The 12925-nt window shown below is 40.9% G+C and carries 11 protein-coding genes; 6 read left to right on the forward strand and 5 right to left on the reverse strand.

The features are described 5' to 3' along the window. Positions 1-16: 16 nt before the first annotated feature. Positions 17-1558: a gluconokinase gene (gene gntK / locus BN985_RS03235; RefSeq protein WP_042222872.1), complete on the reverse strand. Its 1542-nt coding sequence runs from the start codon at positions 1556-1558 to the stop codon at positions 17-19. A gap of 4 nt (positions 1559-1562) precedes the next feature. Continuing rightward, positions 1563-2285: a GntR family transcriptional regulator gene (locus BN985_RS03240; RefSeq protein WP_042221062.1), complete on the reverse strand. Its 723-nt coding sequence runs from the start codon at positions 2283-2285 to the stop codon at positions 1563-1565. A 208-nt stretch (positions 2286-2493) separates the two neighbouring features. On the opposite strand from BN985_RS03240, the gene BN985_RS03245 reads away from it, so the two are divergent. After that, a complete protein-coding gene (locus BN985_RS03245) occupies positions 2494-2754 on the forward strand; it encodes a YesK family protein (protein WP_052360594.1) in 261 nt (86 codons plus the stop codon). Between the two features lie 141 nt (positions 2755-2895). After that, complete coding sequence (htpG, locus tag BN985_RS03250; RefSeq protein WP_042221063.1) at positions 2896-4773, forward strand: molecular chaperone HtpG; 1878 nt, start codon at positions 2896-2898, stop codon at positions 4771-4773. A 65-nt stretch (positions 4774-4838) separates the two neighbouring features. Here the strand turns inward: htpG and BN985_RS03255 are convergent, their stop codons facing one another. Next, positions 4839-5042 (reverse strand): hypothetical protein, encoded by a 204-nt coding sequence (locus tag BN985_RS03255; RefSeq protein ID WP_042221064.1) that lies wholly within the window; start codon positions 5040-5042, stop codon positions 4839-4841. Positions 5043-5218: 176 nt separating this feature from the next. Here BN985_RS03255 and BN985_RS03260 point away from each other — a divergent pair, with 176 nt between their 5' ends. From BN985_RS03260 to BN985_RS03270, 3 genes are all read left to right on the forward strand, one after another. After that, the gene (locus BN985_RS03260) at positions 5219-8368 is read left to right on the forward strand and encodes a DEAD/DEAH box helicase (RefSeq protein ID WP_042221066.1); all 3150 of its coding nucleotides are present in this window, start codon (positions 5219-5221) and stop codon (positions 8366-8368) included. A gap of 121 nt (positions 8369-8489) precedes the next feature. Next, positions 8490-9188 (forward strand): helix-turn-helix domain-containing protein, encoded by a 699-nt coding sequence (locus BN985_RS03265; protein WP_042221068.1) that lies wholly within the window; start codon positions 8490-8492, stop codon positions 9186-9188. A 139-nt stretch (positions 9189-9327) separates the two neighbouring features. Continuing rightward, positions 9328-10224, forward strand: a complete 897-nt coding sequence (locus BN985_RS03270; RefSeq protein WP_042221070.1) for an EamA family transporter — start codon at positions 9328-9330, stop codon at positions 10222-10224. Positions 10225-10445: 221 nt separating this feature from the next. Here BN985_RS03270 and BN985_RS03275 read toward each other — a convergent pair whose 3' ends face one another. Beyond that, positions 10446-11066, reverse strand: coding sequence for a spore coat protein (locus BN985_RS03275; protein WP_042222877.1), 621 nt, complete (start codon positions 11064-11066; stop codon positions 10446-10448). A 127-nt stretch (positions 11067-11193) separates the two neighbouring features. Between BN985_RS03275 and BN985_RS03280 the strand changes: the two genes are divergently transcribed. Next, positions 11194-12132, forward strand: coding sequence for an arginine deiminase family protein (locus tag BN985_RS03280; protein ID WP_042221071.1), 939 nt, complete (start codon positions 11194-11196; stop codon positions 12130-12132). Between the two features lie 5 nt (positions 12133-12137). On the opposite strand, the gene BN985_RS03285 is transcribed toward BN985_RS03280, so the two are convergent. Next, positions 12138-12896 carry a YqcI/YcgG family protein gene (locus tag BN985_RS03285; protein WP_042221073.1) on the reverse strand — a complete coding sequence of 253 codons (759 nt, stop codon included), beginning with the start codon at positions 12894-12896 and terminating at the stop codon, positions 12138-12140. Positions 12897-12925: the final 29 nt, after the last annotated feature.

A 12925-nucleotide genomic window follows, 5' to 3' on the forward strand; every position in this document is an offset into this window, starting at 1 on the left:
GTAATTATTTACTTTTTTATTTGCTATCAGACGCACTGCGCTTTTCTTGATACTTGGCGATTTGCTCATATTCATACTCCAAAGATCTTGAGATGCGTATGAAAATAGCCATCAAGTCTTGATAAGATTCTGCGTTTGAGGAATCCGGCTCGTGTTTATGGGTAAAACCGATTAAGTCTTCTGCGACATCAAAGGAATCAATTTTCTCTTCTGCATATAAACCTAATAGACAGGCTCCCAAACAAGAGGACTCATGGCTTTTCGGGATGATGACATCCTGATCAAAAATATCTGCCATCATTTGCCGCCATAATTCAGATCTGGCAAATCCGCCTGTTGCCTTTATGGCAGTGACATCGGTATCCATGACTTCTACCAACGCAAGAAAGACAGAGTATAGGTTAAAGATGACGCCTTCTAATGCTGCGCGTACCATATGTTCTTTTTTATGATTCAAGGTTAAGCCAATGAAAGAACCGCGAACATTTGCATTCCACAGTGGGGCGCGTTCTCCAGCTAAGAATGGGTGGAAGAGTAAACCGTTCGCACCTGGTTCAACACGACTGGCAATTCTAGTTAGAACCTCATAAGGGTCGACACCTAAGCGTTTTGCTGTTTCCACTTCACTTGCTGCAAATTCATCACGAATCCAGCGTAAGACCATCCCACCATTATTAACTGGGCCACCGATAACCCAATGATCTTCTGTTAAGGCATAACAAAAAATACGTCCTTTAGCATCTGTTCTAGGTTTAGGAATTACTGTGCGAATGGCTCCACTCGTACCAATTGTGACTGCCACTTCTCCTTTTTTGATGGCGTTTACACCGATGTTAGATAGAACACCATCACTTGCACCAATTACAAAGCGTGTATCTGTTTTTATACCCATCTCACGAGCTAAATTAGCGTCACAGCCTGTTAGTATTTCTGTCGTGGATGCAAGGCGTGATAGTTGGTTAGCGGATATTCCTGCAACCTCCAAAGCTTCCTTGTCCCAGTCTAAAGATTCTAGGTTCATCATTCCGGTCGCTGAGGCAATGGAGTGATCTACTACATAGTCACCAAACAATTGATAAAAGACATATTCTTTAATACCAATGTATTTTTTCGTTCTCTGCGCTACCTCTGGCTTGTCATGTTGAAGCCACGTAATTTTACTTAACGGAGACATTGGATGAATTGGTGTTCCAGTTCTCCGATAAATTTCATGGCCATTTAGCTCATTTTTAATTTTATCTGACCATTGTGAACTGCGATTGTCTGCCCAAGTTATACAACGGGTTAGTGGCTGATCTTCTTCATCCATGGCAATGACACTATGCATCGCACTGCTGAACGATATAAATGAAAGGTTATCAGGATCAATGCCTGATTGGCTCATAATGTTTTTAATAGATAGTCGGACAGCTAAAAAGATCTCTTCTGGGCTTTGCTCAGCTGTTGAAACATCTGGTGTGTTAAGCTCATAGCCATTGTTTTCCTGTGCTATGATTTCACCTGTTTCTCGGTATAATACTGCTTTTGTGCTGGTTGTCCCAATATCGACACCAAGCATATAGTTATTTGGATTCAATGCTCTCCCTCGCAATCTTCATCATTTCTTCATTACTCCATAACTGTTCTACTTTATTCTGAACATCATTAAAATTTTTGTGGAACGCCTGATTTATCAAATTTGTATCCTTATTCGCAATGGACTCCAAGATTAATTCATGATTGGCAATCACACGCTCAAAGTCTTTATCGTTCTCTTCCAATCGATAGCGCATAGATAAAAGAATTAAACACTCCATAACAGGTTTAATATTCGACCAAAGCATCGAGATATAGCGGTGATTAATGGATCGGATGATCGTTTCATGAAATTCCAGGTCGAGAAACGAAAATTCGTCGATATCCTTGTACTTGACCGCGATCTTCATCATTTCAATTAATTTTTCAAGCTCGCCGACAAGTTTGTCGTTATCTTTATGGAGTAATCGCTCAAAAACAAAGGACTCCACCATTAGGCGTATATCATATATTTCTTCAATATCTTTTTCTGAAATTCCAACTACTACAACACCCATTCGCTCAGGGCGAACTAAATTTTCACTTGTTAATGTCCTAAGTGCTTCTCTGATGGGTGATCTGCTTACTTGGAACTCTTTGGCAAGTTGGTTTTCGGTTAAAACGGTTTCATCTTGGATAGCTTTTGTGATAATCCTCATACGCAACTCAGCCACGACTCTCGCGCCCATGGATGCATTTACTAGTCTTTTTTCTGGGTAAAGGGCTTTCATATATACTTACACATCCTTTAAATAAAAGGTGAATACTTGTATACAAGTATCCTAACATAAGTGTTTTTTGTTGTAAACGCTTGTATTATAATTGGAATTGCTAAAAGCTTGTTAGAGCTAAATGGATTTTTTCCTATTCATTAACTTGGTTGGGATGGCATACTAGTACTATAACGTTGGATTTTTGAAGAGTAGGAGGCGACAGGTAATGGATGTAATCAGCCAATTCATCGGTTTAACTTTCGTAATTGGGATCGTTATATTTGTATTGAGTTTACTTTTAAAAGAAAAGAAAATAATGCTTCCTATTATAACTAGCTTATTAAGTATGACTTTAATCGTTATCAGTTTCTTTAAAGGTGGTTTTGGTGGAATGGGTAAGGGTTACATTGGTTTTTCTGCTCTTATTGCCTCGATAATAAATACCGTGCTTATTGCTTTCATTATGTCCCGGCGAAAGATAAATTAGTATCTTGTTCACTTCATCCACTTAGTAAGATAGAACTACTAATAGAATTGACATGCAAAATCGATTATGGTATTAAAAATATAGAGGGATTAGCACTCGGGTGTAGAGAGTGCTAAAGATTAAATTAAAGGGGAGATACACATGGCAAAGATGGAATTTAAAGCAGAATCGAAAAAGCTCTTGGATATGGTAATTAATTCGATTTACTCCAAGCGTGAAGTGTTCTTAAGAGAACTGGTTTCAAATGCAAGTGATGCAATGGATAAAATTTATTATCGTGCTTTAACAGATGAACAGATTTCATTTGACCAAGGTAATTACTACATAAAGCTCATTCCCAATAAAGATACTCGAACTCTAAAAGTAATTGATACAGGAATTGGGATGACAAAAGAAGAGTTGGAATCCAATCTAGGCACAATTGCTCGCAGTGGATCCTTTACCTTTAAGAATGAAAATGAAATAAAAGATGGCCACGATATTATTGGGCAGTTCGGTGTTGGCTTCTATGCAGCCTTTATGGTGGCAGATAGGGTGACAGTGACTACGAAATCTATTGATAGTGAAGAAGCATACCAATGGCAATCGCAAGGCTCTGATGGTTATGAATTAACATCTGTTCAAAAGGACGAGCCAGGTACAGAAATTGTGTTAGAGATCAAAGAAAACACAGAAGAAGACAATTATGATGAATTTCTTGAAGAACACCGTTTACGCCAAATTGTTAAGAAATACTCTGACTTTATTCGCTATCCAATTAAAATGGATGTAACAGAAAGCAAGCTTAAAGAAGGTACAGAGGATGAATATGAAGAGGTAATCACAGAAGAAACACTTAATTCCATGGTACCTATTTGGAAAAAGAATAAGAGTGAGTTGACAGATGAGGATTATGAAAACTTCTATAAGGAGAAGCACTATGGTTTTGATAAGCCACTTAAGCATCTTCACATTAATGTAGACGGAAGTATTCGTTATAATGCAATTTTATATATCCCGGAAAGTGCTCCATATAATTATTACACAAGAGAATATGAAAAGGGCTTGGAGCTTTACTCAAATGGTGTCCTGATTATGGACAAGTGTGGGGATTTACTGCCAGACTACTTTAGTTTCGTAAAAGGAATGGTGGATTCAGAAGACCTATCCTTGAACATTTCCAGAGAGATGCTACAGCATGACCGCCAATTAAAGTTAATTGAAAAGAATATTAACAAGAAGATTAAAAAGGAATTAGTTAGCCTCATGCGTGATGACCGTGAGAAATATGAACGTTTCTTTAAGGCGTTTGGTCAACAGCTGAAGTTTGGTGTCTATAGCGATTTTGGTGCAAATAAGGAAGCATTACAAGATCTATTGCTATTCCATTCCTCAAAAGAGAAAAAACTTGTTTCGTTAGAGGAATACGTATCAAGAATGCCAGAGGACCAAAAGTATATTTACTACGCTATCGGGGACTCCATTGATCGTATCGAAAAGTTACCGCAAACCGAAATGGTCGCCGAAAAAGGCTACGAAATCTTATATTTCACCGAAGAAATTGATGAATTTGCCATTAAAATGCTGATGAACTATAAGGAAAAAGAGTTTAGGTCTGTTTCGAGCGGTGACTTGGGAATAGAAGATGAAGAAAATGAAGAAACAAAAGAAAAAGAAGAAGAAAATAAGGAACTTTTCCAGGCTATGAAGGAAGTATTAGCTGATAAAGTAAAAGATGTCCGCGCATCCAAACGCTTAAAATCACATCCTGTATGTTTGACTGCTGAAGGTGATATTTCTATAGAAATGGAAAAAGTCATTAACGCGATGCCTGATAACCAACAGGTTCAAGCAGATAAGGTGTTGGAGATTAATGTCGACCATGACGTGTTCCAGTCACTGAAACAGTCATATGATAAGGATAAAGACAAATTAAACTTGTTTACAAACCTACTATACAACCAGGCTTTACTAATTGAAGGGTTACCAATCAATGATCCTGTGGAGTTTACCCGTGATATATGTAAGGTGATGGTTTAAAAATTTTATACTACATCAAAAAGCCGAGCAAATTCGAATAATTGCTCGGCCCTTTTGTTGGTTTTTTAATGAGAAGTTTGTTTTTTGTTACCCATCCTTAGCAATGTTATAAGTTGATAAATACTTGATATACCAATAACAGATCCAATGATGACATAAGCTAATTGAAAGCCGTTGACAGCATAGGAATACACAATGGCTGCGGCAATTAGGGCGATAATAAGATGGAATCCTATTTGGAACTTTCTATAACCATCTGATTTTGACAAGTTTGTGTCCCCTTTTTGTTAATATTTTCCTTTGTTTGTATTATACCAAGCGGTTTACCTAAGGGAAAGATTTTAGTTTGTGAGGCGAACACCTATTCTTTTATTGCTATGCTACCTGTATGATACAATAAAAAGACCAACGTGTTCGGAATACGAAGAAAAGCAGGCGAGATGATGTGAAAATCACCCTAACAAACAAAAAAATTGCAGAACGATGCGGAGAAGTTTCCTTTAAGAAAGGGGACGCTTTTTATAATGCAGGGAAAGTAATGTTGGATACCGTCACATCAGCTCATTGTGAAGCCGTTGTTGCGGGCAAGGAAAATTTTTATGTAACGATTGAACAGGCAGAAGGAGAAAAACTGCAGACCTCCTGCACTTGTCCCTCTCTTGCCTCTTTCCAAAAGGATTGCCAGCATGTTGCAGCAGTGTTGCTAGCTTTACGAGAGCGGCATCGTGCGGAGCTTGCTACAGGGTTTATAAACCTGTTTGAAAATAAACCTGTTCGTACGAGTGGACAGCAGCGACATTTTGAGAATCGCAAGCCTCTTAAGGCAACCTTTACCCTTACGCCTACCACGATTAACACAGGGGAAACCCTCATGGGAGTAACGTTACAACTTGGTGTGGATAAAGTGCAGAATGTGCGAGAATTTTTAAAACAAGTGAAATTTGGTGGAGCCTATGACGTGTCTCCAAACCTTACATATGATACAGCAAGGCATTTCTTTGCTAGGGAAGAAGATGCGATTATTCAACAATTGGTCCAAGCTGTTCAGGATGAGAAGGTGTACTTGGAAGGTAACAACGAGATAACGGAGCAGGAAACACTACTCATTCCTGGTTCTTCTTGGAAAAGACTTTTGCCTCAACTCCTTGGAATTTCTTCGGTTACGATAGAAGATGGCGGACGAAGCTATACAGGGGTCCGTTTGTCAAAAGGACCATTGCCATTGCAATTTAATTTTTCTGAAACAGAAGGGAGCCACTATACGCTTGCTATCAACGGGTTCGAAGAGTTGACGATTTTACATGCTTACGAGTCTGTCCTAGTAGCCGGGAATATCATTGAGCTGAACAGGATGGATTATACCTACTTGATTGAGCTAAAGAAGATGCTCGAGAACGCAGGGACAAACCAACTCCCAATCCCGGAAAATCAAGCAGCCTTTTTCACAGACAAAGTTGCTCCAAGTTTAAATAAAATTGGCACAGTAAATATGGCCGGAACAGTTACGGACCATTTGCCTACAACCCCGTTAATGGCGAAGCTCTATTTAGATCGTGTGAAAAATCGCTTGCTCGCAAGCTTGGAGTTCCAATATGAAAACAATACAATTAATCCATTAGAAGAAGAGATAGAACCCCATGGCATTATCATTCGAGATATCGAAAAGGAAGAAAGTATTCTCAAGTTGATGGAGGAGGGGCAGTTTGCTCAAACTGACGGTGGCTACTTTTTACATAATGAGGAGCTGGAGTATAACTTTCTTCATCACCTACTTCCGAAACTGCAGAAGCTTGTTAATGTGTATGCGACCACAGCGGTCAGGACTCGAGTAATGAAAAGCCCAGCAAAACCAAGGATAAGAGTGAAGGCCCACCGTGAGCGAACAAATTGGCTGGAATTTAAGTTTGAAATGAAAGGTTTTCCTGAACGAGATATACGAGAAGTGCTAGCAGCACTAGAGGAAAAAAGAAAGTATTACCGGTTGCGGGATGGTTCTTTGCTTTCATTAGAAACAAGGGAGTTTGAAGAAATTAAGCGATTTTTACATGCGGTGCCGAACCAACATGACGAGATAGAGAATGGGTTAGATGTTCCGTTGCTTCAGGGTCTCCAGCTGCTTGATGTGGTAGATGACGATGTATTTACGAAAGAAGACTCATTTCGGCGTTTTCTTGAACAGATTTCACATCCTGAAGCTAGCTCGTTTTCGATTCCAGAGAGCTTGTTAGACGTGTTAAGGGAGTACCAGAAGGATGGGTACAGGTGGATGAAGACGTTAGCCAGCTACCAATTTGGTGGGGTGCTTGCAGATGAGATGGGATTGGGTAAAACGTTACAGAGCATCGCCTTTCTTTTATCAGAGCTGCCGCAAATCCGTAAAAAGCAGCAACCAGCATTAATTGTCTGTCCTTCTTCGCTTACCTACAACTGGTTACATGAACTGAAGAAGTTTGCACCGGAACTAAATGCAGCCATTATGGACGGAAGCAAAGCGAAACGTATTGCTAACAGACGACAAGTTATGGAAAAGGATGTTGTAATTAGCTCTTATCCACTATTACGTCAGGATATCCAGTGGTATGAAAAGCAAGCATTCCATACGGTGTTATTTGATGAAGCACAGGCATTTAAAAACCCGGTTACCCAAACAGCACGTGCCGTGAAAAAGATTCAAGCAGATTACCGGTTTGCATTAACCGGAACACCGATGGAAAATTCGCTCGAAGAATTATGGGCGATTTTCCATGTCGTTTTCCCAGAGCTTTTTCAAGGGTTGAAAGAATATAGTAACCTTACGCAAAAGCAGGTTGCCAGAAGAATCCGCCCATTTATGCTACGCAGGGTAAAAGAAGATGTTCTTGCAGAGCTTCCTCGGAAAACGGAGGAAGAAGAATCCGTGGAGTTGCTAGAAGATCAGAAAAAGCTTTATGCAGCTTACTTAGCTAAGCTGCGCCAAGACACTTTAAAGCACCTGGACAAAGATACATTAAGAAAAAACAAGATAAAAATACTTGCAGGATTAACACGTTTACGCCAAATTTGCTGTCATCCCGCTTTATTTGTAACTGGCTATAAAGGGAAGTCTGCTAAGCTGGAGCAATTAAAGCGGCTGTTAGAGGAGTCCCGTCTTGCGGGCAGAAGGGTGCTTATCTTCTCCCAATTTACGCAAATGCTATCCATTATAGGAAAAGAGCTAAGTCAAGAAGGCATCCCTTATTTTTATTTGGATGGTCAAACACCATCAGAGGATCGTCTGGATAGATGCGACCGATTCAATGAGGGGGAACGCGATATGTTTCTCATTTCCTTGAAAGCTGGCGGGACGGGTCTTAACCTTACAGGAGCGGATACCGTTATCTTATATGATAGCTGGTGGAATCCTGCCGTAGAACAACAGGCAGCCGATCGTGCTCACCGGATTGGGCAGCAAAATGCTGTGCAGGTAATTAAACTCGTTGCACGAGGTACGATTGAGGAGAAAATGAATGAGCTACAGGAGCGAAAGAAACAGCTGATTGAAGCAGTCATTGATCCGAAAGAAAAGCAAGTTGCTTCTCTAACGGATGACGATATACGGGAGATTTTGCAGGTGTAAGCAGTTGATTAGAGGAGCATGAACGATTGTAGCTTTTTATGCTCGTTTTTTAGCAAAACGCTTTCTCCTCATCCAAACACACATTATACTTAATGTAAGTATTTATCGGGGAGGGGAGCGAATGGTGAGCGATAACCAGATCATCTGTGAAAAAAGGAGCTATTCTAAAAAGCTGGATTCCCATGCACATGCTTTTGGCCAGTTCCTTTTTCCACTACAAGGAACGTTGGACATTGCGACAGATAGACAGGAAATTCATCTAGGCACAGATCATTGTTTTTATGTACCGCCTTATTATACGCACAGCTACCGTTCGCGGGACAGAAACGAGTTTCTTATCTTAGATATTCCTACCTCCTATTTACCTGTGGAAACAGAGATAACCTTGTCAGAGTTAGATTCCAAGTGGTCGGCTATCCGATCTTTATTACTGGAGGAGGCTAAGGAGCCTAGCAATATTTCTACAGGATTGCCAGAGCTGGTTAAATATGTGGGACAGAAGCTTCGCCGTGCGACAGCTCCTTCTATTGATTACATTCACCGACATTTTAGGGAAAGTATTCAGATTGAGGACTTAGCGGCAATGGAACATTATCATCCAGTGTATTATTCGAGTTGGTTTAAAGAAAAGACGGGAAAAACTCCCAAGGCGTATATTGCTGAATTAAGGCTGAATGAAGCAAAGCGCCAATTGCGGGGCACAACCCAGACGATTACTCGGATTAGCGAGGAAATTGGTTTTGAGAATTCTTCCTCCTTCACGCGCTGGTTTACAATGAAAGTAGGAACTTCCCCACAAAACTATAGAAGATATGAATAATGGCTAAAAAGAACCTTTATTTTGGTATAGATAACATTCAGTCGATTATCTATGCTAGTGACAAAGGTTCTTTTTTGTGTGTCATCAGAGCATGAATGGCTTTAGAAAGGAGAACGACGTTACAAGAGGAGGGATTAAATTGAAGGGGAAATTAGCAGTTGGGTTTGTTTTATTTGCAGCAATGCTCTGGGGGACAACGGGGACGGTGCAAACCCTTGTGCCAGAGGGCGCGCATCCTGTAGCAGTGGGTACTGCCCGTTTAGCAGTGGGAGGTATTGCACTAACGATTATCGTGTTACTAATGGGGAAATTAGATCTCAAAAGCTGGCCACTTAAGCCAACTATTTTTGCTGCGATCAGCATGGCTGCCTATCAGCCGTTATTTTTTACTGCAGTCACCATGACAGGCGTGGCAATTGGGACAGTAATCGCGATAGGTAGTGCCCCCATTTTATCTGGGCTACTGGAATGGTTGGTTTGGAAGCGGCGTCCAGTGAAGGTTTGGTGGATATCTACATTTTTAGCTATTCTCGGCTGCCTGTTGCTTTTCTTAAACCAGTCATCTGTGTATGTAGACCCACTTGGCATTTTATTAGCACTTGGTGCAGGGCTTTCCTTCGCAATCTATACGCTTGTCAGTAAGGAATTAGTAAGGGATTTCTCCTCCATCTCCGTAGTTGCGGTTGTGTTTACCCTTAGTGCTATCATTCTTTCTCCTCTGTTATTTATTTATGATATGACATGGGTGACAGAGTTGAGCGGAGCTGCGGCTAGCCTTCACCTAGGATTAATTGCGACAGCCTTGGCCTATTTTCTGTTTGCAAAAGGGCTCGTCCATATTCCATCTTCTACAGCAGTTACATTATCGCTTGCTGAACCATTGACGGCAGCGTTCTTAGGTGTCTTCTTTGTTGGAGAGGAGCTAAGCTTCATCTCTTGGATAGGCGTCAGCTTGCTTCTATTAGGAATCGGCTTCCTTATTAAAGGGTCTGAAAAAGAGGTGCCTCGTATAAGGGAAGTTAACATTTCAAAATAGTGAAAGCTCCAGATAGTGAATCGAGAGCGAAGCAAAGTGACAAGAGAACGAGGCAAAGAGAAAAGAGAGCAAGCCAAGCTGACAAGAGAACGGGCCAAAGTGACAAGAGAGCGTCCAAGAGTGAATAGAAACACCAAAATGAATCACCAATGAAAAAGCCGGCGTTACTCGACAAGTAAATTCGAGTAATCAGCCGGCTTCTATTATCTTTAAAATGTGTTCTAGTGTACAGTATTACCCTGCTGCGGAACAGTAGCATAGCTGTTAAGCATTTGTTGCATGTCTTGCTCCATTAGTTGTGGAACCTGATAGTAGCCATGCTTGTTCTGATACAGGAAGATTTCATAGCTGAGCTCAATAAAATTCGGAACACTATCAGCTACAACACGACGTAAAACGGGATTCGTGATTTCAAGAGCAGTCATGGCAAGCAGGGACGTTAATGATTTTGTGTTTCCGAGCATGTATGCGGAAAGGCCTTGATCGGAAAGCTGGCTGACAGAGCTGTTCGGCTTCTTTGGTTGCCCTGGCTTTATCCCGTATACCACTTCATTTTCCTGTGTCATCTGATATTGCTGCGTTGGTACAGAAGGGTCCTGTCCTGTTTTAAAGCAGTTCACCATTGTGTTGTACAATTGGGTGACAAAGGTGGATTGTCGCTGGACTATGCTTTTTAATTCGGGATCTTGTATATGCTGATCATACATTTGATATTGGTCAAGCATGCTAATGACACCTGCAAGTACTTCATGGGCGTCAAACATTTCATGGCCACCGTGATTTTTAGACATCGCTTGATTCATGGCAGCATTTGGATTAGGTTGTTGGTTCTGATTTTGCATCATCATGATGATTCCTCCCATTTATCAATATTTCTTATATATCTTCTCCCTGTAAGCCATCTTCATGTATGGATAATCCTACTAGGAAAGGTTAAAGATAAGAAAAAAAGAGGGGGATTGTTTCCGAGTGGTATTAATCAAGCCAAATTGCTGGTCAGAACATGGAGAATTAGAGGCGGTGCTGGTTTGTCCACCATCAATCGCAGACGTACCGACACTTAAGGTTGCAGAGGATGTGCAATGGAGCGCACCTGTTCAGTACGAAAAGGCAATGGAAAATTTTTTAGAGCTTCAAGGTGTCTTTTTGGATGCTGGGATCAATGTATTGGATTATTCGAATGAATTATCACAGGAAGAGCAATCACTCAGTGAGAAATTACTTAATCGGTTTTTTGTAAGAGACCTCGCCTGTGTATTTGGAAATACCATCCTACCAGGACATCCTTCTATTTTCATGCGCCAGCCAGAATATGTACAGGCTCATCGGGTCTTCAAGTCTTGGTTTGACACCTCCTTTATCCCTCAAGAAAAGGTAGGTATTCAGGCGTTGGAGAACGGGGATGTATTGGTCTTGAATAAGGATGCAGTGTTTATTAATGCAGGTTTACGTACTAGCTTTGAAAGTATTGAGATCATAAAGCATTATATATTTCATGCTGGTTTTTCGGAAGTTGCGGTCATCAGCCTTCCGAGAAGAGGCGATACATTGCATCTTGATATGAATTGTAATGTGGCGAATGAAGATTTAGTCATAGCAAAAGAATTTATGCGCCATTTTCCGGTACGTGTCATGACCGAAAAGGGCGACCGTTATGAGATGGCCCCGGCATTTCTGAAGCGACACGGTTTTGAGGTGTACTGGCTAGAGGAATACAATTCAGTGCCAGACATTAATTATTTTAATCTAGACCCAGAAACCATTCTGCTTAGTAAACAAGCCCATAAACAAATGCTCAAAAAACATCCAAAATTGGCACGTAAAAAATATATCGAAGTGGAAGTCACAGAGCTAGAGAAAGCTGGAGGCGGTATACGCTGTATGACTTTGCCACTAAGAAGAAAATAGTTGCCCTATTTTAAAATACTGGAGAGCTTGTTTTTCATTCTAGTGAACGGGCATTTAGTTGAACCTGTCTCGTCGTCACTTAAGAAATATTGCTTCCATTCATGGTTGCTGGTATCTCCATACCATTTCAAGTCAGGATGGATTGGGATATTGTCATACGTTGCTAATCGCTGGCGTATGGCTTTTTTGATTTTTTGACCGAAGGGAGTGCTCCCATTAATGTCTTTAAAAACCCAACGAGGTTGAAAGGCTATGAAAAAGCAGGGCTGATAACGGCTTTTTCGCACTTTGTGGGCAGGTGTTGCACAAAAAGCGAAATACGGCTCCCCGTTAAAGCAGAACTCCCAGTTAGGATGGTGAGGGTCTTCAGGAATGTTTGAAGGCCATTCTGTCTCGTCAATGGCTGTTACGCTGTTCATTAAGGTCCAAAACACACCCCGATAATCCTCGACACGGTATGTAGTAGCCATATCATCTGGTGTATAAAAAAATACTCCTAGAGAAGCGTACTTTCCTGTTTCGTGCGAAATGCCACCATAGGCCTTTAGCGTTGAAGCGAGCTGTTCTGCCGTTTCTGGTATACGAGGGTCACCAAGAAAACGAAATCGCAACTCGTTAGAAAGAAAGCCAATTCTTGCAGGAACACAAGGATATGCATTGTTATCTGTGAGCATGGAGGAAAAAGAGGTGTAGGCATTCTGTTGCCAATGTGGAAGCTTCTCCAAACTCCTTTCCAGCCACTCTTTGTCTAATATGGTGTCCATCGTACAGTCTCCCTTCTTTGTACCATACA

It is taken from the genome of Oceanobacillus manasiensis, from assembly GCF_000724085.1.
In the GTDB taxonomy this organism is placed as follows: domain Bacteria; phylum Bacillota; class Bacilli; order Bacillales; family Amphibacillaceae; genus Oceanobacillus_B; species Oceanobacillus_B manasiensis.